The organism is Bordetella genomosp. 13 (genome assembly GCF_002119665.1).
GTDB lineage: Bacteria > Pseudomonadota > Gammaproteobacteria > Burkholderiales > Burkholderiaceae_B > Bordetella.
In genome coordinates this window covers 1,861,729-1,884,619 of record NZ_CP021111.1, presented here as the reverse complement: position 1 = coordinate 1,884,619, position 22,891 = coordinate 1,861,729, and the positions used below count along the sequence as shown (strand labels likewise).

The 22,891-nt window shown below is 69.2% G+C and carries 24 protein-coding genes and 1 tRNA gene; 13 read left to right on the top strand and 12 right to left on the bottom strand.

Annotated features, from left to right (window positions below):
* The 5 genes from phnK to phnG are packed head-to-tail and all read right to left on the bottom strand — an operon-like array spanning window position 1 to window position 3,840.
* Complete coding sequence (phnK, locus tag CAL15_RS08445) at window positions 1–771, bottom strand: phosphonate C-P lyase system protein PhnK (protein WP_086078176.1); 771 nt, start codon at window positions 769–771, stop codon at window positions 1–3.
* Complete coding sequence (locus CAL15_RS08440) at window positions 768–1,619, bottom strand: alpha-D-ribose 1-methylphosphonate 5-phosphate C-P-lyase PhnJ (protein WP_086078175.1); 852 nt, start codon at window positions 1,617–1,619, stop codon at window positions 768–770. The genes phnK and CAL15_RS08440 overlap by 4 nt, the downstream gene beginning before the upstream one ends.
* Window positions 1,616–2,755, bottom strand: coding sequence for a carbon-phosphorus lyase complex subunit PhnI (locus tag CAL15_RS08435; protein ID WP_086078174.1), 1,140 nt, complete (start codon window positions 2,753–2,755; stop codon window positions 1,616–1,618). The genes CAL15_RS08440 and CAL15_RS08435 overlap by 4 nt, the downstream gene beginning before the upstream one ends.
* Window positions 2,756–3,367, bottom strand: a complete 612-nt coding sequence (gene phnH / locus CAL15_RS08430) for a phosphonate C-P lyase system protein PhnH (RefSeq protein ID WP_086078173.1) — start codon at window positions 3,365–3,367, stop codon at window positions 2,756–2,758.
* Complete coding sequence (phnG, locus tag CAL15_RS08425) at window positions 3,367–3,840, bottom strand: phosphonate C-P lyase system protein PhnG (RefSeq protein WP_086078172.1); 474 nt, start codon at window positions 3,838–3,840, stop codon at window positions 3,367–3,369. The genes phnH and phnG overlap by 1 nt, the downstream gene beginning before the upstream one ends.
* 184 nt (window positions 3,841–4,024) lie before the next feature.
* Here phnG and phnF point away from each other — a divergent pair, with 184 nt between their 5' ends.
* The 7 genes from phnF (at window position 4,025) to CAL15_RS08390 (ending at window position 10,951) form a co-directional block, all read left to right on the top strand.
* Window positions 4,025–4,750, top strand: a complete 726-nt coding sequence (gene phnF, locus CAL15_RS08420) for a phosphonate metabolism transcriptional regulator PhnF (RefSeq protein ID WP_086078171.1) — start codon at window positions 4,025–4,027, stop codon at window positions 4,748–4,750.
* Between the two features lie 103 nt (window positions 4,751–4,853).
* On the top strand, window positions 4,854–6,041 hold the full coding sequence (locus tag CAL15_RS08415; protein WP_086078170.1) for an alpha-D-ribose 1-methylphosphonate 5-triphosphate diphosphatase: 1,188 nt from the start codon (window positions 4,854–4,856) through the stop codon (window positions 6,039–6,041).
* A 5-nt stretch (window positions 6,042–6,046) separates the two neighbouring features.
* Window positions 6,047–6,787, top strand: coding sequence for a DUF1045 domain-containing protein (locus CAL15_RS08410; protein ID WP_086078169.1), 741 nt, complete (start codon window positions 6,047–6,049; stop codon window positions 6,785–6,787).
* A gap of 140 nt (window positions 6,788–6,927) precedes the next feature.
* Entirely contained in the window at window positions 6,928–7,746 is an 819-nt protein-coding gene (locus CAL15_RS08405) for an SIR2 family NAD-dependent protein deacylase (protein WP_269768318.1), read from the top strand.
* Window positions 7,747–7,856: 110 nt separating this feature from the next.
* On the top strand, window positions 7,857–8,768 hold the full coding sequence (locus tag CAL15_RS08400) for a LysR family transcriptional regulator (RefSeq protein ID WP_086078168.1): 912 nt from the start codon (window positions 7,857–7,859) through the stop codon (window positions 8,766–8,768).
* A gap of 194 nt (window positions 8,769–8,962) precedes the next feature.
* Window positions 8,963–9,946 carry a Bug family tripartite tricarboxylate transporter substrate binding protein gene (locus tag CAL15_RS08395; RefSeq protein ID WP_086078167.1) on the top strand — a complete coding sequence of 328 codons (984 nt, stop codon included), beginning with the start codon at window positions 8,963–8,965 and terminating at the stop codon, window positions 9,944–9,946.
* A gap of 63 nt (window positions 9,947–10,009) precedes the next feature.
* Complete coding sequence (locus CAL15_RS08390; protein ID WP_086078166.1) at window positions 10,010–10,951, top strand: succinylglutamate desuccinylase/aspartoacylase domain-containing protein; 942 nt, start codon at window positions 10,010–10,012, stop codon at window positions 10,949–10,951.
* A gap of 133 nt (window positions 10,952–11,084) precedes the next feature.
* Here CAL15_RS08390 and CAL15_RS08385 read toward each other — a convergent pair.
* Window positions 11,085–11,160 (bottom strand) — tRNA-Ala (locus CAL15_RS08385).
* A gap of 123 nt (window positions 11,161–11,283) precedes the next feature.
* Window positions 11,284–12,066 (bottom strand): exodeoxyribonuclease III, encoded by a 783-nt coding sequence (gene xth, locus CAL15_RS08380; RefSeq protein ID WP_086078165.1) that lies wholly within the window; start codon window positions 12,064–12,066, stop codon window positions 11,284–11,286.
* A 263-nt stretch (window positions 12,067–12,329) separates the two neighbouring features.
* On the opposite strand from xth, the gene CAL15_RS08375 reads away from it, so the two are divergent.
* The gene (locus CAL15_RS08375; RefSeq protein WP_157666628.1) at window positions 12,330–12,647 is read left to right on the top strand and encodes a DUF1488 family protein; all 318 of its coding nucleotides are present in this window, start codon (window positions 12,330–12,332) and stop codon (window positions 12,645–12,647) included.
* Window positions 12,648–12,707: 60 nt separating this feature from the next.
* Here the strand turns inward: CAL15_RS08375 and CAL15_RS24760 are convergent, their stop codons facing one another.
* Entirely contained in the window at window positions 12,708–13,676 is a 969-nt protein-coding gene (locus tag CAL15_RS24760) for a sensor domain-containing diguanylate cyclase (protein ID WP_086080997.1), read from the bottom strand.
* A 289-nt stretch (window positions 13,677–13,965) separates the two neighbouring features.
* On the opposite strand from CAL15_RS24760, the gene CAL15_RS08365 reads away from it, so the two are divergent.
* The gene (locus CAL15_RS08365) at window positions 13,966–15,525 is read left to right on the top strand and encodes a sensor domain-containing diguanylate cyclase (RefSeq protein WP_198299178.1); all 1,560 of its coding nucleotides are present in this window, start codon (window positions 13,966–13,968) and stop codon (window positions 15,523–15,525) included.
* 11 nt (window positions 15,526–15,536) lie between these two features.
* Here CAL15_RS08365 and CAL15_RS08360 read toward each other — a convergent pair whose 3' ends face one another.
* Window positions 15,537–16,244, bottom strand: coding sequence for a GntR family transcriptional regulator (locus CAL15_RS08360; protein WP_086078162.1), 708 nt, complete (start codon window positions 16,242–16,244; stop codon window positions 15,537–15,539).
* A gap of 122 nt (window positions 16,245–16,366) precedes the next feature.
* On the opposite strand from CAL15_RS08360, the gene araD reads away from it, so the two are divergent.
* The 3 genes from araD to CAL15_RS08345 all read left to right on the top strand — a co-directional run bounded on the left by araD (window position 16,367) and on the right by CAL15_RS08345 (window position 19,985).
* Window positions 16,367–18,100: an L-arabinonate dehydratase gene (gene araD / locus CAL15_RS08355; protein ID WP_086078161.1), complete on the top strand. Its 1,734-nt coding sequence runs from the start codon at window positions 16,367–16,369 to the stop codon at window positions 18,098–18,100.
* 88 nt (window positions 18,101–18,188) lie between these two features.
* Complete coding sequence (locus tag CAL15_RS08350) at window positions 18,189–18,872, top strand: ribonuclease activity regulator RraA (RefSeq protein WP_232468215.1); 684 nt, start codon at window positions 18,189–18,191, stop codon at window positions 18,870–18,872.
* A gap of 117 nt (window positions 18,873–18,989) precedes the next feature.
* Window positions 18,990–19,985: a Bug family tripartite tricarboxylate transporter substrate binding protein gene (locus tag CAL15_RS08345; RefSeq protein WP_086078159.1), complete on the top strand. Its 996-nt coding sequence runs from the start codon at window positions 18,990–18,992 to the stop codon at window positions 19,983–19,985.
* A gap of 39 nt (window positions 19,986–20,024) precedes the next feature.
* On the opposite strand, the gene CAL15_RS08340 is transcribed toward CAL15_RS08345, so the two are convergent.
* Window positions 20,025–20,921 carry a LysR substrate-binding domain-containing protein gene (locus CAL15_RS08340; protein WP_086078158.1) on the bottom strand — a complete coding sequence of 299 codons (897 nt, stop codon included), beginning with the start codon at window positions 20,919–20,921 and terminating at the stop codon, window positions 20,025–20,027.
* A gap of 146 nt (window positions 20,922–21,067) precedes the next feature.
* Here CAL15_RS08340 and CAL15_RS08335 point away from each other — a divergent pair, with 146 nt between their 5' ends.
* Window positions 21,068–21,370, top strand: coding sequence for a SelT/SelW/SelH family protein (locus tag CAL15_RS08335; protein ID WP_086078157.1), 303 nt, complete (start codon window positions 21,068–21,070; stop codon window positions 21,368–21,370).
* A 30-nt stretch (window positions 21,371–21,400) separates the two neighbouring features.
* Here CAL15_RS08335 and CAL15_RS08330 read toward each other — a convergent pair whose 3' ends face one another.
* Window positions 21,401–22,186, bottom strand: a complete 786-nt coding sequence (locus CAL15_RS08330; protein WP_086078156.1) for an amino acid ABC transporter ATP-binding protein — start codon at window positions 22,184–22,186, stop codon at window positions 21,401–21,403.
* Window positions 22,183–22,887 (bottom strand): ABC transporter permease subunit, encoded by a 705-nt coding sequence (locus tag CAL15_RS08325; protein WP_086078155.1) that lies wholly within the window; start codon window positions 22,885–22,887, stop codon window positions 22,183–22,185. The genes CAL15_RS08330 and CAL15_RS08325 overlap by 4 nt, the downstream gene beginning before the upstream one ends.
* Window positions 22,888–22,891: the final 4 nt, after the last annotated feature.

The following is a 22,891-nucleotide window of genomic DNA, read 5'->3' as shown; positions in this document are numbered from 1 at the left end:
TCAGCTCTGCAGAATGGAAGAGACCAGCAGCTGCGTGTACGGGTGCTGGGGATCATCGAGAATCTGGTCCGTCAGCCCGCTTTCCACCACGGCGCCGCCGCGCATCACCAGGGTGCGCTGCGCCAGCAGCCGCGCCACCGCCAGGTCGTGCGTGACGATGACGGCGGCCAGTCTCAGTTCGGTGACCAGGCGGCGCAGCAGGTCCAGCAGGCGGGCCTGCACGGAAACGTCCAGCGAGGCCGTGGGTTCGTCCATCAGCACCATGCGCGGATGCGTGACCAGGTTGCGCGCGATCTGCAGCCGCTGCTGCATGCCGCCCGAGAAGGCCGTCGGCGGCTCGTCCAGGCGATCCGCATCGATCTCCATGGTGGCCAGCCAATCCGCCGCCGCGCCGCGCAGGGACCCATAGTGCCGCTTGCCCACCGCCATCAGCCGCTCTGCGATGTTGGCCCCCGCGCTGACCTGCATACGCAGGCCGTCGCGCGCATGCTGGCGCACGAAGCCCCAGTCGGTGCGCGACAGCAGCCGGCGCCGCGCGCCGGACAGGCTCGCCAGGTTCACCAGGCCGTTGCGGTCCAGGTCGTACCAGATGCTGCCCGCCTCGGGCTCGACTTGCCAGGACAGGGCCTGCAGCAGCGTGCTCTTGCCCGAGCCCGATTCGCCGACCACGCACAGCACTTCGCCGGGGTAGAGATCGAAACTGACGTTGCGGCAGCCATGCACGCCGTCCCAGGTGCGCGTCAGGTTGCGTACCGAAAGCAGGGCGTTCATCGGCGCCCGCCGCAGTATTCGGTGTCCGAGCAGACGAAGCGGCGCGTGCCCCGGTCGTCCATGATGATCTCGTCCAGGTAGCTGTCGCGCGAGCCGCACAGCGCGCAGCAATGCGACCACTTCTCCACCGTGAAGGGATGGTCGTCGAATTCCAGACTGGCCACGCGGGTGTAGGGCGGCACGGCGTAGACGCGCTTCTCGCGTCCTGCGCCGAACAGCATCAGCGCGGGGTTGGCGTCCAGCTTGGGATTGTCGAACTTCGGAATGGGCGAGGGGCGCATCATGTAGCGTCCATTGACGATGACGGGGTAGTCGTAGGTGGTGGCGATGCGGCCGTAGCGCGCGATGTCCTCGTACAGCCGCACGTGCATGGCGCCGTACTCGGCCAGCGCGTGCATGGTGCGCGTCTCGACCTCGCTGGGCTCGAGCCAGCGCAGCGGCTCGGAGATCGGCACCTGGAACACCATGACCTGGCCTTCGCGCAGCGGCGTCTCGGGGATGCGATGGCGGGTCTGGATGATGGTGGCCTCGCGCGTCGATTCGGTGGTGCGCACGCCGGTGACGCGGCCGAAGAAACGCCGGATGTTGATGGCGTTGGTGGTGTCGTCCGATCCCTGGTCGATGACTTTCAGCACGTCGTCGTGGCCGATGATCGAGGCGGTCACCTGGATGCCGCCCGTGCCCCAGCCGTAGGGCAGCGGCATCTCGCGGCTGCCGAAGGGAACCTGGTAGCCGGGAATGGCCACGGCCTTGAGCAGCGCGCGGCGCAGCATGCGCTTGGTCGATTCGTCCAGGTAGCCGAAGTTGTAGTGCGGGTCTCGCTCGGAGCGCGGGGCGGTGGCGTTCATGGTGTGGCGGCCTCGGCGTCGTCGCTCGTGGGATGGCGCAGGGACTCGTGGGCCATGTCGTGTTCGGCGCGCATGCGGCGCAGCAGGTCCAGATTGGCCTGGAAGTCCACATAGTGCGGCAGTTTCAGGTGCTGCACGAAGCCGGAGGCCTCGACGTTGTCGCTGTGGTACAGCACGAACTCCTGGTCGTTGGCCGGGGCCAGCGCCGGCTCGCCCAGTTCGGCGGCGCGCAGTGCGCGGTCCACCAGCGCCATCGACATCGCCTTGCGTTCGCCGTAGCCGAAGGCCAGGCCGTAGCCGCGCGTGAACTTCGGTCCGTCCTGGGCCGTGCCCGCAAACTGGCTGACCATCTGGCACTCGGTGACTTCGATCTCGCCGACCACCACCGCGGCGTCCACTTCCTCGATGATCATTTCCACTTCCAGGGAGCCGTAGCGGATCTCCGCGGCGAAAGGGTGCGTGTTGCCATAGCCGCGCTGCGTGGAATAACCCATGGAAAGCAGGAAGCCCTCGTCGGCGCGGGCCAGGTTCTGCAGGCGAGCCGGGCGGTCGGCCGGAAAACCCAGCGGCTGGCGCGTCAGGTCGAACGGGGCGGGATCGCCGGGCGGCGGCACGTCGCTGTCGATCAGCGCGTCGCGCTGCAGCAGATCGGTGACGCGCGGCATCGCATGGTCCGCCGCCCCGTTATCGACTTCCGGCTCGGCCGCCGGTGGAGGGTCGGTAGCCGTGGGCCCCTCCAGGCTGAAGTCCAGCAGGCGCTGCGTGTAGTCATAGGTGGGACCGAGCATCTGGCCGCCCGGCAGATCCTTGAACGTCGACGAGATGCGGCGCCGCAGCTGCATGGCGCCGGTGTCGATGGGCTCGGTGTATCCCAGGCGCGGCAGCGTGGTGCGGTAGGCGCGCAGCAGGAAGACCGCCTCGAGCGTATCGCCGGCCGCCTGCTTGATGGCCAGCGCGGCCAGATGCGGATCGTACAGTGCGCCTTCGGCCATGACGCGCGACACCGCCAGCGGCAGCTGCGCCTGGATCTGTGCCAAGCTCAGTTCGGGCAGCGCCGGATCGCCGCGACGGTATTGGTCCAGCAGTCGGTATGAATTCAGGATGGCCCGCTCGCCACCCTTGACGGCTACGTACATTCAGCACTCCATGCGGCAGGTGCGCGGCAGCCCGCACAGCAGGCGGCCGCTGGTCAGCAGTATGTCCACCCCGAGTGGAAAGCGCTCGTGGTTGGCCTGCCACTGGACGGGGAAGTCGGGCGGCAGGCCCTGGATTGCCAGCGCCTGCGTATCGGGGATGCCCGGGCCGGACAGGGTGTACGGCGTGCCGTCCCGCAGCGACTGCACTTCCAGCACCAGCGTGGCCGAGCGATCCGGATAGGAAGGGTCACCGGGATTCAGGTCTGCCAACTCGGGCATGGGGAATCCCGCGGGGATGGCCACGAAGGTCGCCATGGCGGGCCGGCCCATGACGCGGCTGCCGGTGTGAAAGCGCAGGAAGCGCGCGACGTCCCCGCTCGCGCCGGGCGGCAGCCACAGAGGGGCGTCGCCATCGGCCAGGGCAAGCAGTACGGCCGTCATCGCGGGGGACAGGCCGGGCGGCACGCCGCAGGCAGGATCCAGCTGAACGATTCGACCGGGATGGGACAGCGCGTGCAGCACGTTGCGGAACACCGCCTGGGCGCCGGCCACCGGATCGTCGAAGCCCGGCAGCATGGCGGCCGGCGCGCGGAAGGTCATGGCCTCTTGCATCAGTCTTCTCCGCGCACCAGGGTGAAGAAGTCGACCTTGGTCTGCGCGGCCTCGCGGGCGCGCGCGGCGCGCCGTTCGGCATGGGTGCGGGCCAGCGGTTCGATGACGTCGGCCTGCACGCGCAGCCGCCATTGCGGCAGCTGCAGCAACGCATCGGCCACGGCCGCCTGCTCGGCATGCCGCGCCGCCCGGCCGCGCACATAGGCCACGCCCATGACGCTGTCGCCGTCGCCCACGGCGACCGCGCAGCGGGTGATGGTGATCTCGCCCAGGTTGAACTGCGCGCCGGTGCCGCCGGTGCGGGCTCGCACCATGGCCATGCCGGTTTCCGGCTTGCGCAGCCAGCGCCGTGGGGGCAGGGGACCGAGGGCGGATAGCGCGCGTTCCAGTTCGGAGGCATCGGCCAGCGCCAGTACACGCATCCAGCTGCGGCGCGCGGGGTCCGCGCCAGGGGCAGTTTCGACAGCCGCCATATTTCCTCTAAACGTCTAGATGATTTGCATAGTATGATCGTTCACGCGTTGGGATTCAAGCGCCGCGTCGTGAATCTGTGATGACAGCTGCGGTGTGCAGGCGTTGGGCACAAGCGGCAAAAATCGCGGCACAATCGCGTAACGCACGAGACGGTTCGTCAATACACAATACAAGCAGGCAAATATGGTCGAGCGAGGTTCCGGGGTAGCGGTGTGGCGCCAGATCGGCGAACTGCTGGCCACCGACATACGCAAGAAGCTGTACTCACCGGGCGAACAATTGCCGCCCGAGCCCGAGCTGGCGGCGCGCTATGCGGTCAATCGCCACACGATACGGCGCGCCATGGGCGAGCTCGAGCAAAGCGGGCTGGTGCGCATCGAGCAGGGCCGCGGCACCTTCGTGCAGGAACACGCCATCGACTACGCCATCGGCAAGCGGACGCGCTTTTCCGAGAACCTGCGTCGGCAGGGCCTGCCCGGCCACCTCGAGCTTCTGGGCAAGCAGTTGCTGCGCAATGCCGAGGCCGCCGGCCATCTGGGGCTGCCTCGCGCCGCGCCGCTGCTGCGTGTGCAGATGCGCGGCAAGTCCGGCGAGCGCACCATCGACGTCTCCGAGCATTACTTCGACGCCAGGCGCTTTCCCGACCTGGCGGAAAAGCTGGACGCGCTGCGTTCGGTGTCCAAGGCTTATGCCGAGTACGGCATCGCCGACTACACCCGCAAGTGGTCACGCATCACCGCCACCTTGCCGGATCCCGACACCGCCCGCCTGCTGGGCCAGCCCAGGACCCGGCCCATCCTGCAGGTCGAGGCGCTGAACGTGGACGTGCGCCAGGCGCCGTTGCAGTACAGCGTGACGCGCTTCGGCGGCGACTGGGTGCAATTGGTGGTGGGCGACGAGGAAGCTTGAACGTCCGGCGGCAAGCCGGCTGGCTTGCCGCGACGCTATCGAACTCGAATCAAAGTCATCTAGACATCTGGTGGTCACGGAGCCCTTTCAGGACAGGCCGATCATGCAAACTCATTCCGAATCATCCGATCAGTTGGCCGGCATACGCGGCGCGCGCGTGCTGACGCCGGGCGGGCTGCGTCCCGCCGCATTCGACTTCGACGCCGGCCGGCTGGCGCCCGCCAGCGCGGACGCCGCGCATCTCGACGCAGCGGCTCTCCTGGTGCTGCCGGGCATCGTCGATCTGCATGGCGACGCCTTCGAACGCGCCGTCATGCCGCGCCCCGGCGTCACGTTCCCGTACGAGGACGCGCTGCGCGACGTGGACTGCCAGTTGCTGTCCAACGGCATCACCACCGAATTCCACGGCGTGACGCTGTCGTGGGAAGGCGGGCTGCGCGGCGAATCGTATGCGAGGCGCATGCTGGACACGCTGGCCCGCATGCGTCCGTCGCTGGGCGCGAATCACCACGTGCACCTGCGCTTCGAGACGCATCACGTGGCGGGCGTGGAGACCGCCCAGGCCTGGATCCGCGACGGCCTGGTGCGCTTCCTGGCGCTGAACGACCACCTGCCCGCCATGGTCCGCCGACTGGGCGACGATCGCAAGCTGCTGCAGTATGCCGAGCGCGCCGAGTGCGACCTGGACACCTTCCGGGACCGCATCCGCCGGGCCATGCGCTGCGCGGACGAAGTGGCCGGCGCCATGCGCGCGCTGGCCGATACCGCGCGCGAGGCCGGCCTGCAGGTCGCCTCGCACGACGATCCCGATTGCGCCACGCGCCGCTACTACCACCAGCTGGGATGCCGCGTCGCCGAGTTCCCGCTGACGCGCGAGGCGGCCCAGGTGGCGCGCGACCTGGGCGATGCCATCGTGTTCGGGGCCCCCAACGTGGTGCGCGGCGGCAGCCATATCGCCGCGCCCAACGCCACCGACATGATCCGCGCGGGCCTGTGCGATGTGCTCACGTCCGACTACTACTATCCCGCGCCGCTGGCTGCCGTCATGCGGCTGGCGCGCGACGGCGTGCTGCCGCTGGAGCGCGCATGGCACCTGGTGTCGCGCAACCCGGCGCGCGCCGCGGGCCTGGCCGGCCACGGCGAACTGGCGCCCGGCATGAAGGCCGACCTGATCCTGGTGGACGACAGCGATCCGGCGCAGCCCCGCGTGTGCGCCGCCATCGTGGCCGGGCGGTTGCGCTATGCCAGCCGGTCCTTCGCACGGCCGCATGCCGGCGCGCTGGCGGCCTGAAGACCATGCCGCTCGCCCATCGCTATGCGCTGTATCTGGCGCCGCCCGAACCGTGGCGCAGCGTAGGCGCGCAATGGCTGGGCCGCTGCGCCGACACCGGCGCCTTGCTGCCGCCGGCGCCGGATGGCGATCCGCGCCAGCGGACGTGGACCGAGGCGCCGCGCCGCTACGGCCTGCACGCCACGCTGAAGCCTCCGTTCCGCCTGCGCGCGGGCTGTAGTCCAACCGGCCTGGACGAGGCCGTGCGCCGCCTCGCGCACTCGACGGCCCCGTTCGCGGTGCGCCTGCAATGCCAGTCGCTGCGCGGCTTCCTGGCCTGGCGCCTGGCCGGCGACGCCGCCGAGCAGGCGCCCATGCAGGCGCTTGCGGCCGAGGCCGTTCGGCGGCTGGACAACTGGCGTGCCCCGCCCGACGAGACCGAACTGGCGCGGCGCCGCAAGCTGCCGCTGAGCGCATCGCACGAAGCGATGCTGGAACGCTGGGGCTATCCGTATGTGATGGAGCAGTTCGTCTTCCACATCACGCTGACGGGCACGCTGGCCGGCCCGGAGCAGGAGGCCGCGTTGCGGTGCATACAGGGTTTCAGCGCGCCGTTGCTGGGCACGCCGATGCCAGTTCGCGATGTCAGCGTTTATGTGCAGCCCGGGCCTGGCGCGCCTTTCGTGGTGGCGCGGCATTATGGGTTCGATGGCAGTGCCGCCGACGGCGTGGGCGCCGTCTATCTGGACGGGACCCTCGTGCGTTGAAGGCCGGGGCGGCGTCGCGATGGCTGCCGGAGGCGGGCCGTTGTCGTCCCGGTTTTTGGCGCTTCGCGCGTCCTGCATCGGGGACGCAACCGCATCGGGAATGCAACTGCATCGGGAACGCAACGCCCGATCCGGTGTCCATGAAAAACCGGATCAAGCACAGCGGAGCAGGAAGCACGATGACGCTGATGGAGTTTCCCGATGAACTGGTCGCGGTGCTGCGCGATGCCACGAAGGTCGTCTTCCTGACCGGCGCTGGTGTTTCGGCCGAAAGCGGCATTCCCACTTTCCGCGATCCCATGACCGGGCTGTGGGCCCACTACGACGCGGCCGAGCTGGCCAGCGCCGACGCGTACCGGCGCGACCGTGAACTGGTGTGGGGCTGGTACGAATGGCGGCGCATGGGCATTCTGCGCGCCCGGCCCAACGGCGCGCATCTGGCCATTGCCGCGATGGCCACGCGCGTGCCGCGCGCCACCGTGGTCACGCAGAACGTGGACGACCTGCACGAACGCGCGGGCAGCCGCGACGTGGTGCACCTGCATGGCCGCATGGACCGTCCATACTGCTTCGATTGCCGCGCCAGCTACCGGTTCGCCGAAGGCATCGTGCCCGACGAGCCCGAGGGCGGGCGCCGGCTGGCGCCGCCGCGCTGCCCGGCCTGCGGCGGAACGATCCGGCCCGGCGTGGTCTGGTTCGGCGAGATGCTGCCCGAAGCCGAATGGGAGACCGCGGTGACCGCATGCGACGATTGCGACGTGCTGTTCAGCGTAGGCACCTCGGCCCTGGTGCAGCCTGCGGCCGGCCTATCGGCCCAGGCCGCCCGGCGCGGCGCGTGCGTGGTGCAGGTCAATCCGAATCCCACGCCGCTGGACGGCGTGGTGTCCTACAACCTGGCCGGTGCGGCGGGCACGGTGCTGCCGGCGCTGTACGAGCGGGTATGGGGGAAGCGGCGCTGATCGCGTTCGGCCCCCGGACGAGGGCAGGGCGGTTCGCGGCGGCACCCAGGACGTGCTACAAGCGTGCCAGCGGCGCCGGCCACCGCGGTGCCCCACTGCCCCTTCCCGCCATGGCCGACCTGAAGCTCTTCGAAGACCTCATTGCGCTGGCCCAGACCGGCAGCTTCGTGCGCGCGGCCGAACTGCGCCACGTCACGCACCCCGCATTCGGGCGCCGCATCAGGGCGCTGGAGGCGTGGGCCGGGGTGCCGCTGGTCGATCGGCAACGCACGCCGGTGGCGCTGACGCCGGAAGGCGAGGAACTGCTGAAGACCGCCAGTCAGGTGGTCGAACGCGTGGGCCAGGCGCGCCATCGCATCCGAGCGGGCGGTCCCACGGGCAACGCGGTGGTGCGCATCGCCACCGGACGCAGCCTGGCGCGTACGCTGGTGTCGGACTGGATCGGCCGGCTGCGCCACAAGCCGCCGCGCGTGCTCGCCAAGGATGCCGAGGTCGACATCTCCACCGGCCGCATGTCGGACATGGCCCGGCTGCTGGAGCATGGCCGGGCCGACCTGCTGTGCGGCTACGAGCATCCCGCCCTGTCGGTGGAGTTGACGCCGGGACGCTATCGCTACATGACGCTGGCCACCGACAAACTGGTGCCCGTGTGCCAGGCCGACAGCCGCGGCCGTCCCCGCCATGCGCTGGCCGAAGGTGGCGCGCCCGCGCCGCTGATCAATTACGCGGGCGGCTTGGCGATGGCGCGCATTGCGGGCGACCGGCTCGACACCTTTCCCTATGCGCTGGCGCCGTTCATCTGCTGTGACTCGCCTGATGCCGTGCACGGCCTGGCGTTGAAGGGCCTGGGCGTGGCGTGGCTGCCGTGGTCGATGGTCGCGGGCGATTGCCGCCGCGGCGCGCTGGCCGTGCTGGGCGGACGCGCCGAAGAGATCAGCTTCGAGGTGCGCCTTTATCGGCCCCGCATGCGGCTGTCGGACCTGGCCGAAGCCGTCTGGGACGCCACGCAGCGCGGGCAATAGCGCGACATTCGTGCCGGCGTGCGTGCGCCGCCACATGCCTGGCAATTGTCGTCACGTGTCATGTGCGATATTGGCACGGCTTCGTGCCGGTTCTGCACGTCATCCGCGTGCCTCGGCGCGCACAATTTCACCGCCGGCACTTCAATAACAGATGCGGACGCCATGCGCGGCCGCGCCATCCAAGGGAAACCCTCATGCAGATTTCGCATCTCGCACGCGCCGTCCTGGCCGTCGCTTGTACCGTCGGCTCCTTCGTCCCTCTGGCCGCCCGGGCCGACTACCCCGACCGTCCCATCTCGCTGATCGTCGGTTACCCCGCGGGCGGCAGCGTGGACCTGACCGCTCGCCTGTTTGGCGAGGAACTGGCGAAGAAGCTGGGCCAGAGCGTGGTCATCGAAAACGTAGGCGGAGCCGGGGGTACCATCGGCGCCCAGCGCGCGTCGCGCGCACAGCCGGACGGCTACACGCTGTTGGTGGGCTCGTCCAACGAGATGGCGATCGCCGCCATGGTCAATCCCGCGGTGAAGTACGACGGCGCCAAGGACTTCACGGCGCTGGGCGTGATCGCCTCGCAGCCGCTGCTGCTGACGGCCTCGAAGTCGTCGGGCGTAACCAGCGCCGCGCAGTACCTGGACAAGCTGCGCGGGCAGTCGCCGGGTACCTACAACTTCGGCTCATCGGGCGTGGGCACCTCGCTGCACCTGGCCGGCGAGATGGTCAACCAGTCCACCGGCACGCACGCCGAGCACGTCCCCTATCGCGGCGTAGCGCCGCTGGTGACCGACCTGATGAGCGGCCAGCTGACGTTCGGCGTATTGGTGCTGTCCTCGGGCCTGCCGCAGGTGCGCGGCGACAAGGTCGTGGCGCTGGGCGTGACGGAGAAGAAGCGTTCGCCCGTCGCGCCCGACATTCCCGCATTGGCCGAGACGCCGGGTTTCGAGAACGTCGACATCAATGTCTGGTTCGCCTTGTACGGGCCGGCCGGACTGCCCCAGCCCGTAGCGGCCAAGTTGCGTGCCGCGGTGGCCGACGTACTGAAGTCAGAAGAGTTCCGCCGCAAGATGCAGGATGCCGGCGGCGAACTGGCGGAGTCCGGCCTCGACCCCGTCCGGTTCCAGGCCACTGAAACGGCCAAGTACGCTGCGCTGGTGAAGGCCGCCAGGATCGAAGCCCCGTAACCGTCGGCGGCCATCGGCCGCCCTTGCACAGGAGAGCCGGCGCGACGCCGGCTTTTTCAATCGATGTCCTTTCTGCTTCCCTGCCCGGACCTGAGCGCCGAACGCGCGGGCAACACCGACACCCCCGGCGTGTGGCATTTCGATTCCGGCCTGTCCGGCAGGCACGTCATGATCACGGGCCTGGTGCACGGCAACGAGCTGTGCGGCGCCTGGGCCTTGAAGGACCTGCTGGCGGCCGGCGTGCGACCCCGCCAAGGCAGCCTGACGCTGGCCTTCGGCAACCTGGCGGCGTTCGACCGCTTCGATGCCGCGCGCCACGATGCATCGCGCTTCCTGGACGAAGATATGAACCGCGTCTGGAGCGACGCGTGCATGGCCCGGCCAATCACGCAAGAGCGCCGCCGCGCCGCCGAACTCGCGCCGTGGGTGGCGCGCGCCGACTGGCTGCTGGACCTGCACTCGATGCACGAGCCCGGCGCGCCCCTGCTGCTGACAGGCACGTTGCCGCGCAACGTCACCCTGGCGCGCCGGCTGGGCGTGCCCGGGCACGTGGTGGTGGACGCGGGGCACAAAGATGGCGTGCGCATGCGCGATTATGGGCGCTTCGGCGATGCCGACGAAGACGCGTGCGCGCTGCTGATCGAATGCGGCTTCCACGGCGATCCCGCCTCGCATGCCGTGGCGCTGGACATGTGCGCGCGTTTCCTGGCCGAGGCAGGCTGCGTGGACGCGGGCGACCTTCCGGCGCAATGGCGGCTGCCGGCGCCTGCGGCGCAGCGCGTGCTGGAAGTGACCGACGCGGTGGTCGCGCCATCGATGGACGTGCGGTTCGCGCGGGATTGGCAAGGGCTGGAGACCTTGGCGCAAGCTGGAACGGTATTGGGATGGGCCGACGGAGCGGCCATCGAAACGCCCTATGATCAGTGCACGCTGATCATGCCGTCGCTGCGGCAATTGAAGCCTGGCGTGACGGTGGTCAGGCTGGCTCGGGACTATGTGGGATGAGGTGCAAAGCAGAACCGCTCGGACCAACTGCATGCTGCTCGAGCGTTTCGTTCGGCTAGCCCCAGGTGCTTCCCGCTAAAGAGAAAACCGACCCTGTAGGTCGGTTTTCCAAGGCTTTTTCGTCTGGAATTTTTGGTGGAGCGGAGGAGGATCGAACTCCCGACCTTCGCATTGCGAACGCGACGCTCTCCCAGCTGAGCTACCGCCCCAATGAAGACGGCAACTATACCCGAATTTCATGCCAGGTGTAAACGCCGCCGGCGTGCCCGCGCGGCCAAGCGCGACAGGCCATCGCCGCCCACTCGAACCAGGCCCGCGCCGGCGACGATCGCTCAGCCCAGATCCAGCGTCGCCACCACCGGCGCATGATCCGAAGGCTGCTCGTTGCGCCGCGGCTCTTTGTCGATGACGCACGCGGTGCATGCCTGCGCCAGCGAAGCGCTGAGCAGCGCGTGGTCGATGCGCAGGCCCGCGTTGCGGCGGAACGCGAACTGGCGGTAGTCCCACCAGCTGAAGGATTTCTCGGGCTGCTCGAACAGGCGGAAGGCATCGGTCAGGCCCAGTTCGAGCAGGGCGCGGAAGGCCGCTCGCTCGGGCTCGGAGACCAGCACCTGTCCTTCCCACTTCTCGGGGTTGTGCACGTCGGCGTCGGCCGGCGCGACGTTGTAGTCGCCCAGGATCGCCAGGCGAGGGTGGGCCTCCATCTCTTCGCGCAGCCAGCGCTTCAGTTCCGAGAACCACTCGAGCTTGTACACGTACTTTTCCGAGTCGACCGATTGGCCGTTGGGGCAGTACGCGCTGATGACGCGGACGTCGCCGGCGGGGCTGGGCAGGGTCAGCGCGATGACGCGCTGCTGCAGGTCTTCGTAGCCCGGGATGTTGCGCACCATGTCCTTGCCGGGCTCGCGCGACAGGATGGCCACGCCGTTATACGTCTTCTGGCCCGCGAAGACCGCGTGATAGCCGATTTCGGTGAAGGCCGCCAGCGGGAACTTGTCGTCCGCCAGCTTCAGCTCCTGCAGGCACAGGGCATCGACGGGGTTGGCCGCCAGCCAGTCCAGCACCTGGGGCAGGCGGACGTTCAGGGAGTTGATGTTCCAGGTAGCCAGGCGCACGGGATTTCCAGGTCGTTCGTTCGAATTGAGAGCGGGGCGCGGCCGAGGGGCCGGCCGGGGCGGCTTGCGCGGCGTGCATGTCGACTGCGCGCGGTCACCGGATACGCGCATGATAACGTGTGGCCCAGGAGGCCGAGCAACGCCATGCGGGTGGGCATGACGCATGCTGTCGCGGAGGTGCCGGCGCAATGCCGGCCGGTCCGAAATCGGGGCGCACCGCGGACAGACCCATGCCGCGGCCGCCGGAAACAGGGAGAACCGTCATGGACAAGAATGTGCACTACGACGACCGCCAGGACCTGATCGTGTTCTGGATGCAGGGCGAGACCAGCGAATGGGTCGAGGCTGCGGTCACCGGCCAGGCACTGGCCGAAGCCTACGGATGCGGCGAAGGCGAGGCCGAGCGCCTGCGTGCCTTTGCCGAGAACGAGCGCCATATCCGCGACCGCGCCGAACAGCTGCTGGACGAGGGGCTGGAGCCGCTGGTGAAGGCCGAGGACCTGGCGCCGCATGGCGAACGGTCCTCGGGCAAAGAAACCGTGAAGGCCATCGGCCAGGATGGCGAGGGCGAGGCCGACTAGCCGCCGGCGTCGCAGCCGGCAACGCGCACAGGAGGGCCCCGCGCCCCCGCCCGCCAGCCGCTAGCGCGCTGCCTTTCCGACCCGCTTCTGTTCGTACATCGACGCGTCGGCGTCGGCCAGCAGTGACTGCACCGTGGCGTGGCGCTGCGCGTCGTAGGCGGCCCGCCCCACGCTGTAGCGCAGTTCATAGCCGCGCTGCATGGCGTGATTGCGCTCATCCAGGGCATTGCGCATACGGCGCACGATGCCGTCCACTTCGCTGTCCAGGGCATCCACCAGCAAAACCACGAATTCATCGCCGCCCAGCCGCGCGATGATGTCCATGTTGCGCAGCGAGCTGCGCAACACCGCGGCGAAGGTGACCAGCGCGCGGTCGCCTTCGGCGTGGCCGAACTGGTCGTTGATGGGCTTGAAGTCGTTCAGATCGAAATAGAGCAGGGTGGCGGACTTGCCCATGCGCTGGCAGAAGCTCAGCGCGTGCTGCGCCAGCGTCTCGAAGCCCAGGCGGTTCGACAGGCCCGTCAGCGGGTCCGTGCCGGCCAGGTGCACGCTGGACAACTCCTCCTGCACCATGCCCGCCAGGTCGCGCAGCAGGCCCTGGTTCTCTTCGTCCATGCTGCGCGGCTCGAAGTCGAGCAGGCACAGCGTGCCCAGCTTGCTGCCGTCGGGCGCTGCCAGGGGGCAGCCGGCATAGAAGCGGATGTGGGGATCGCCGGAGACCAGGGGATTGTCGTGAAAGCGCTCGTCATTGCGCGCGTCGGGCACCAGCAGGACCCCGTCGCCCAGAATGGCATGGCCGCAGAACGACACGTCGCGCGGCGTCTGCGGCACGTCCAGTCCCATGCGCGACTTGAACCACTGGCGGTCGGTGTCGATCAGGCTGACCAGCGACACCGGCACGCCGAACAGCCGCCTTGCCATGCGCGTGTATCGGTCGAAGCGCTCTTCGGGCAGGGTATCCAGGATGTTCAACGTACGCAGCGCCGCGATGCGGGCTTCTTCGTTGGACGGGATGGGCGCGGGCTGCATGGCACGTACCTCTGGACGGGACGGTGGTGTAGCGCGTGTGGGGGCAACTGGCATCCTGTTACGGGCCTCCCCGCCACACTGTGACGATTCTAGTGCAATGTTGCATGGGGGCCGGGCCGCGAGAGACCCGGCTGCCTCGGGATGCGTGGGTCGCGCGACTGTTGCGCGTTTGCGTCCACACGGCGAGAAAAACGAGCGCGGCGCCAGGGCGGCATATGCGCCGCCGGACCCGCGCCCTACAATTCCAGGCGCTCGTCGGCCGCGGCGCGCGTCTTGCGCATTGAAGATAATGTTCCGTTCCGCTATCCGTCCCGACCTGCGTCACCTCATCCTCTGGGCTTCGTTGCTCATCGTCGCCGTTGCGCTGGCCAATACCTTCATCGCCGCGTATCGGGTCCAGCAGAGCGCGCTGCTGCAGACCACGCTGGAACTGAACCGCGTCTATGCCAACAAGGTCGCCCAGGCCACCGACGTGTTCCTGGGCGGCGCGCGCCAGCTGCTGGGCGCGGGCGCCGACGAACTGGGCGGACGCAGCCACGTCGAGCCCCTGGCCGCGCGGCTCGTGGTCGAGCGACTGTCGCGCGTCACCAATGCCTTCAACTCGCTGGTGGTCGTGGATCCCCAAGGCGTGGTCACCGCCACCATTCCGCCCAACCTCGGGCTGCTCGGCACCGCGTTGCCCAGTGCGCGAAGCCGCAGGCTGCTGGACGCGCGTACGCCCGTTATCTCTGAACCTTTCCGCGCCATCACCGGGCGCTGGGTGGTCACGGTGTCGCATCCCATCTTCGACGTCGACAGCCGCTATGCCGGAGCGCTGATCGGCACCATCTACCTGCATGAGCAGAACGCCTTGCACACGGTCCTGGCGGAACACGATTTCACCGACGGCTCCGCGCTGTATGTGGTGGACGTGTCGGGCCGCGTCATTTATCACCCGCGGATCGAGCAGGTGGGCCAGTCGGTCTCCACCTCGCCCGCCGTGCGGGTGGCGCAGGCCGTGCCGACAGGCCGGGCGCGGGTGCGCGAGGGTGACGGCACGGATGCGCTGGCCGGCTATGCGCGCGTCGCGTCCACGAACTGGACCGTCATCGCCGAGCGGCCCACTGCGATGGCCCTGGACACCGTGCGCTCGCTGTTCTGGCGCATGTTCCTGTTCTCGCTGCCGGTGATCGCCATGTGCCTGGCCGGCATCTGGTGGCTGGCGGAGTTCGTGTCCGTGCCCTTGCGCACGCTGGCCGACGCCGCGGGCGAACTGGGCTCGAACCATGCCGCGGACCGGATCCGCCGCGTCAACGGCTGGTACGTCGAGGTGGCCCAGCTGCGCGCGGCCATGCTGCGGGCCGCGCATGCCGTCGCCGGCCGCATCGGCCGTCTGAAGCGCGAGCGTGCCGCCGATCCGCTGACCGGCCTGCTGAACCGGCGCGGCGCCGAAGAGGCCTTGGACGAGCCGCGCTATGCCGGCGTGCCGATGGCGGTGGTGACGATGGACGTCGACGATTTCAAGCGCATCAACGACACGCAGGGCCATGCCGCGGGCGACGCCGTATTGCGGCGCCTGGCCGACGTGGTGCGCAGCGAGGTGCGCGAGGGCGACGTGGCCGCGCGCCTGGGCGGCGAGGAGCTGGCGGTGTTCCTGCCGGACGTCGACCGCGAAGCGGCGCTGGTCTTCTCCGAGCGGCTGCGCGGCGCCGTGCAGGAGAGGGTGGGCAACGGCGTGACGGTGTCGATCGGCGTGGCCCGCATGCCCGACCACGGCACGACCATCGACGCCGTGGTGGCGCTGGCGGACCAGGCCATGTACGAGGCGAAGCGCGCCGGGAAGAACTGCGTGCGCTACTGCGCGGCGTAGGCCGCGGCCGTTCACGCTTCCGGTATCACGTATTCGGGGTAGCGCCGGCAGATCTCGTCCACCTGGCTCAGCGTGCCGGACAGATGTTCGCGCAGCGCCTGCTGGGCGCGCGTCGCGTCCTGCGCCGCGATGGCTTCGACGATGCGCTGGTGGTCGCGCAGGACCCGTTCGGCCTTGCCTGCCTCGGGCAGGTGCAGGCGGCGCAGGCGGTAGACGTGGCCGCTGTTGCGCTGCTCCAGTTCCCACAGGCTGCTGACGTCCGCGGCCTCGTGCATTTCACGGTGGAAGTCCTGGTCGGCGGCGATGAAGCGCTGGTGCCGTTCGGGGCCCAGATTGGCCCGCTGCACGTCGATGTGCGCCCGCAGGCGGTCCACCAGCGCGGCGTCGGCGCGGCTGGCCAGCAGATGCACGATCTCGAGCTCGAGCGAGCGGCGCAGAAAATGGGCCTGGCGCGCGGCCGCGATGTCGATGCGGCTGACCGCCGTGGTGTGCTGCGGGAAGATGTCGACCAGGCCTTCGTCGCGCAGTTGGATCAGGGCATCGCGGATCGGCGTCTGGCTGAGCCCGAAGGCCTCGGCCAGTTCGCCGCGGGACAGCACCGTGCCCGGCTTCAGTTCCAGCGACATGATCAGTTCGCGCAGTTTCTCGAATACCTGCGGGGCGGCATGGCGGGATCGGTCCAGGCGCAGGTCGGACGGCAGGGTTTCCAGTACGGACATGTGCGATAACGGGGTTAGGGCCTAGGGATTGTACCGGGGTGGGCTTGCATTGACGCACTAATATATTAGTGTTTCAATCCACCGACTCCAACTAGTTTCGCTGCCGCCCCAGCCCGCCAGACATGACCCGCTCCTACGAAGACCTGCGCAGCGCCCGCTGGATGGCCCACGACGATCTGCGTTCGTTCGGCCATCGCTCGCGCATGATGCAGATGGGCTACGGCCCGCAAGACTGGGCCGGCCGCCCGGTTATCGCCATCATCAACACCTGGTCCGACCTCAACCCCTGCCACAGCCATTTCAAGCAGCGCGTGGACGACGTCAAGCGGGGCGTGCTGCAGGCCGGCGGCTTTCCGGTGGAGCTGCCGGCCATCTCGGTGTCGGAATCGTTCGTCAAGCCGACCACCATGCTCTATCGCAACTTCCTGGCCATGGAAACGGAGGAACTGCTGCGCAGCCACCCGGTGGATGGGGCGGTGCTGATGGGCGGCTGCGACAAGACCACGCCTGGCCTGTTGATGGGCGCCATCAGCGCCGGGCTTCCGTGCGTGTACGTGCCGGCCGGCCCCATGCTGCGCGGCAACTGGAAGGGCAAGGTGCTGGGTTCGGGCTCCGATGCCTGGAAGCTGTGGGACGAACGCCGCGCCGGCAACATCAGCCAGGCCGAGTGGACAGAGGTGGAAGGCGGCATTGCGCGCAGCTATGGCACCTGCATGACCATGGGCACCGCCAGCACCATGACGGCCATCGCCGAAGCCATCGGCATGACGCTGCCCGGGGCCTCGTCGATTCCGGCGGCCGACGTCAATCACATGCGCATGGCCGCCGAATGCGGGCGGCGCGCCGTGCAGATGGTCTGGGAAGACCTGACGCCGCAGCGCATCCTCACGCCCGCATCCTTCCACAACGCCATCAACGTCGCCATGGCCATGGGCTGTTCCACCAACGCCATCGTGCACCTGGTCGCCATGTCGCGCCGCGCGGGCTGTGCGGTGGGCCTGGACGACTTCGACGCGGCCAGCCGCAAGGTGCCCGTCATCGCCAACATCCGGCCCAGCGGCAGCACCTACCTGATGGAAGACTTCTATTACGCGGGCGGCCTGCCCGGCCTGATGACGCGGCTGGGCGCGCGGCACCTGGACCTGTCGGCCATGACCGTCACCGGCCGCACGCTGGGCGAGAACCTGGCCGGCGCCGAGGTCTACAACGACGACGTGATCCGTCCGCTGGACAACGCCATCTACGACGAAGGCGCGCTGGCGGTATTGCGCGGCAACATCGCCCCCGACGGCTGCGTGATCAAGCCCAGCGCCTGCGCGCCGCGGTACCTGCGGCACACCGGCCCGGCCCTGGTGTTCGACGACTATCCCAGCATGAAGGCCGCGGTGGACGACGAGAATCTGGACGTCACCGCCGACCACATCATGATCCTGCGCAACGCCGGACCGCAGGGCGGCCCGGGCATGCCCGAGTGGGGCATGCTGCCCATACCCGTGAAGCTGGTGAAGCAGGGCGTGCGCGACATGCTGCGGCTGTCCGACGCGCGCATGAGCGGCACCAGCTACGGCGCCTGCATCCTGCACGCGGCGCCCGAGTCGTACGTGGGCGGGCCGCTGGCCCTGGTGCGCACGGGCGATCTCATCACCGTCGACGTGCCGGCGCGCCGCATCCACCTGAACGTCAGCGACGAGGAACTGGCCGCGCGCCGCGCCGCCTGGACCCGGCCGCCGCGCCGCTACGAGCGCGGCTATGGCTGGATCTACAGCCAGCACATCCTGCAGGCCAACGAGGGCTGCGATTTCGATTTCCTGGAAACCGGCTTCGGCGCCGCCGTGCCCGAGCCCGCCATTTTCTGATCCCATGCGCCGCGCCCTGCGGGCCGGCGCCGCATCGCACCCGGAGGCCTTCGTGTCCCAACTCGCTGCAGAAACCCGCGCCCGCCTGATGGGCGTCAGCACCGCCACGCTGTGCACCGCGCTGTTCAAGCGCGGCCTGCGCAACCAGTTCATCCAGGACGTCCATCCTCTCAATCCGGCGTTGCCCAACATGGTGGGCCCGGCCTACACGCTGCGTTATATCCCGGCCCGCGAAGACCTGAACCCCATCAAGGTGTTCGAGGACCGTTCGCACCCGCAGCGCGTGGCCGTCGAGACCTGCCCCGAGGGGGCGGTGATGGTCATCGACAGCCGCAAGGACGCGCGCGCCGCCTCGGCCGGGTCCATCCTGGTGACGCGGCTGATGAAGCGCGGCGTGGCGGGCGTGGTCACCGACGGCGGCTTTCGCGATTCGCCCGAGGTCGCGCGGCTGGCGATTCCCTCGTACCATCAGCGGCCGTCCGCGCCCACCAATCTGACGCTGCACCAGGCGTTGGACGTGAACGTGCCCATCGGCTGCGGCGACGTGGCGGTTTTCCCGGGCGACGTGGTGGTGGGCGACGGCGAGGGCGTGGTGGTCATCCCGGCCGCGCTGGCCGACAAGATCGCGGTCGAGGCCGTGGAGATGACCGCGTTCGAGGACTTCGTCACCGGCGAGGTGCTGCGGGGCAGCTCCATCCTGGGCCTGTATCCGCCCACCGATCCCGGCACGCGCGAGAAGTTCGCCGCCTGGCGCGCAGAGCAGGGGCGTTGACGCCTCGACCGCTTTGACGTCGCCGGCCGCGCAAGTGCGGCGGCCGGCGCCGGCAGTCACTGGCAGTACCGATCCGCCATCCGCGCGGGCTCATATCTACAAGTACAGGAGACAGTCATGCAAGCTATCCGCCGCCGCCTCGCGGCAGTTCCCCTGGCCACCGTGCTGGCCGCCGCGCTGGGCACGCTGAGCCTGCCCGCGCACGCCGAATGGCCCGCCGACAAGCCCATCAGCTACGTGGTGCCGTTCACCGTGGGCGGCTCGACCGACGTGGTCGGCCGCGTGCTGGCCCAGAAACTGGGCGAGCGCCTGCACCAGAGCGTCGTGGTGGAGAACCGGCCCGGCGCGGCAGGCGGCATCGGCGCCGCCTATGTGGCCAAGGCCACGCCGGACGGGTATACGCTGTTCGGCGGCACCATCAGCACGCACGCCATCAACGCCAGCCTGTACAAGAGCCTGAAATACGACCCGGTCAAGGACTTCGAGCCCGTTTCGCTGGTCGCCACGCTGCCCAACGTGCTGCTGGTCGATCCGAATCTGGGCGTGAACTCGGTGGCCGACCTGGTCGCGCTGCTCAAGCGCGATCCGACTAAGCGCACCTTCGCGTCCTCCGGGGCGGGCACATCGACCCACCTGACCGGCGAGCTGTTCGCCGGCATGATAGGCGTGCCGCTGACGCATGTGCCGTACAAGGGCACGCCGCCCGCCATGGTCGACGTGTCGTCGGGCGCGGTCACGTTCATGTTCGACCAGATGACCGCCGCCTTGCCGCTGCTGCAGACCGGCAAGCTGAAGCTGCTGGCGGTCACCACGAAGAACCGCATCAGGCTGGCGCCGGACACGCCGACCATGGAAGAGGCCGGCGTGCCTGGCTTCGACGTGGCCTCGTGGCAGGCGGTGTATGCGCCCAAGGGCACGCCCAAGCCCGTGGTGGACCGCCTCTCGCGCGAGATCGCCGCCATCCTGAAGGAGCCGGACGTGCAGGAGAAGCTGGGCAAGACCATGGGCATGGAACTCGTGGGCAGCACGCCCGAACAGCTGCGCGAGCTGATGGCCGCGGAGATACCGCGCTGGGCCGAGGTGGTGCGCAAGTCCGGCGCCAGCGTCGAATAGGCCGGCGTTTCCGTCATGCCGAGGGGGCGCCGGGTACTACTACGGTGGCGCGGCCCCGGCCAGGATGTGCCGCATCAGTTCGACCACGTAGCCGGGCAGTTCGGCGGCATCGCGCACGGCCAGCACCAGGGTGCGCCGGGCCCACGGGTCGGTCAGGGCGACGCGGCGGATGCCGGCGCCGCGCGCGTGGCGCAGCGCCGCGGCGCGCGGCACCACGCCGATGCCGATGCCCTGGCCCACCATCCGGCACACGGCCTCCAGGCTGCGCAGGCGGATGCGGTAGGCCAGCGGCTTGCCGGCGCGCCGCGCGTGGCCCGCGACGTGGGCCTGCAGCGCGCTGCCTTCGGCCAGGCCGACGAAATCGAGGTGGGCCACCTCGGACAGGCTGACACGGCCACGCTGGGCCAGCTCGTGGTCGCGCGGCACGATCAGCGTCAGCGGGTCGGGGCGGAACGGATGCACTTGCAGGCCGTGCAGATCGGCCGAGTCGGCCAGCACGCCGATGTCGCACAGGCCGGCGCGCAGGGAGTCGGCGATGTCGCGGCTGACGCGTTCTTCCAGGTCGATGGAGATGGCGCGATGCCCGGCCAGGAAGGCCGCCAGCGATTCGGGCAGATACTCGCTGAGCGCCGAGGTGTTGCATTGCAGGCGCACGTGGCCCCTGAGCCCGTGGCCGTATTGCTCGAGGTCGCCGCGCAGGCGGTCCATCTGCAGCAGGACCGTGCGGGCGTGGTGCGCCAGGGTGCGGCCGGCCGGGGTCAACTCCACGCCGCGGCGCTTGCGCGTCATCAGCGGCACGCCCAACGCATCCTCCATGCCGCGTATGCGCTCGCTGGCCGCGGCCAGCGTCATGTGCGAACGGGCCGCAGCGGCCGTGATGGTGCCGGTCTCCTGGACGTCCAGGCACAACCGCAGATCGGTGAGATCGAAGCGCATGGCGCCGAGCGTAGCACGCGGTGGCTCAGGCTGTGCCTGAGCCAGGGCCGCGTTGCGCCGCGTGGCACAATCCGTTCGAAAGGAGCGCCGCGCAGGGGCCCGCATGTTGCCGGCCGCACGCCAAGCCGCGCGGCCGATGACACGCCATGGATATCCCCGCAACGCGTCCGCGCATCGCCATCCAGTACTGCACCCAATGTCAATGGCTGCTGCGCGCGGCCTGGATGGCGCAGGAACTGCTGTCCACGTTTTCCACCGACCTGGGCGAGGTCGCCCTGTTGCCGGGAACGGGCGGGGTGTTCCGCATCCATTACGAAGACCAACTGCTGTGGGACCGCCAGACCGATGGCGGCTTTCCCGATGCGAAGACGCTCAAGCAGCGGGTCCGCGACCGCATGGACCCGGGCCGCGACCTGGGCCATATCGACGGGAAGAAGAAAGAGGGCTGACGGGCCGCGCCGGTCGCACGGCCCTAGTCGCTATTGGCCGGCGGCGATCGGCCGGGTCCATTCCTCGGGCAGGCTGCTTTGCGTCAGCGTGGACACGAAGGCGGCGGTGCGCGGGTCGGCCGGACGGGTGAACAGCTGTCGCGGCGAGCCGGTCTCGACCACCTTGCCGGCTTCCAGGAAGATGACCTGATGCGCGATGGCCGCGGCCAGGCGCAGGTCGTGAGTGGCCATCAGCATGGTCATGCCTTCGGCGGCCAGCCGGCGCAGCACGTCCACCACTTCCTCGGCCAGCGTCGGGTCCAGCGCCGACGTAGGCTCGTCGCACAGCAGCACGCGCGGCGAGGGCGCCAGCGCGCGGGCGATGGCCACGCGCTGCTGCTGTCCACCCGACAGCGTGGCCGGCCAGGCGTCGGCCTTGGCCGACATGCCCACTTTTTCCAGCAGGTCCAGGGCACGCTGGCGGGCGCGGGCCTTGTCCCACTTCTGCACCGTGATCAAACCTTCCATCACGTTGGCCACCACCGTCTGGTGCGGGAACAGCTGGAAGTTCTGGAACACCATGCCGGTCTGGCGGCGGATGCGCTGCACGGCCTCGAGCGAGGGCGGCGAGGCCGTGAAGCGCAGTGCTTCCTGGCCCAGGGTCAGGTCGCCCGCCTCGGGAACCTCGAGCAGGTTCACGCAGCGCAGCAGCGTGCTCTTGCCGCTGCCGGAGGGTCCGATCAGCGCCGTGACGCTGCCTTCGGGGATGTCGACGTCCACGCCATGCAGCACCTGGTTGCCGTCGAAGGTCTTGGAGATGGACTGCAGCCGTATCATCGCAGCGTTCCGGCAAAGGCGGCATGTTGCCCGTAGCGTCGCTCCAGACGAGTCTGCAGCGCGGACAGCACCGAACTGAAGGCCAGGTAGATCAGCGCGGCCTCGACGTACAGGATCAGGGGTTCGTACGTGACGGCGGCGATGCGCTGCGCGGCCTGGAAGATCTCGGGCACCGTCAGCACGGCGGCCAGCGACGTATCCTTGACCAGCGAGATGAAGGAATTGGCCAGCGGCGGCACGGCCACGCGCGCGGCCTGCGGCAGGATGGTGCGGCGCATGGCCTGGCCGCGCGTCATGCTGAGCGAATACGCGGCCTCCCATTGGCCCTTGGAAATCGACTCGATGGCCGCGCGTATCACCTCTGAGTTATAGGCGCCCACGTTGAGCGTGAAGCCGATCAGCGCCGCGGGCAGCGGATCGAGCACGATGCCCACGCTGGGCAGCCCGTAGAAGATCACGAACAGCTGCACCAGCAGCGGCGTGCCCCGGATCAGCCACACGTAGAAGCGCACCAGCGCCACCAGGGGCCACGGGCCGAACAGCCGTATCAGCGCCACCACGAACGCCAGCACCAGGCCGGCGGCGAAGGACAGCAGAGTCAGCGGAACGGTGAATGTCAGGCCGGCCTGCAGCAGCGGCCAGAACGAGTCGGCCATCAACTGCAGCCATGCCGGTACCAGCGTGGCGTTATCCTGGGGCATCGGG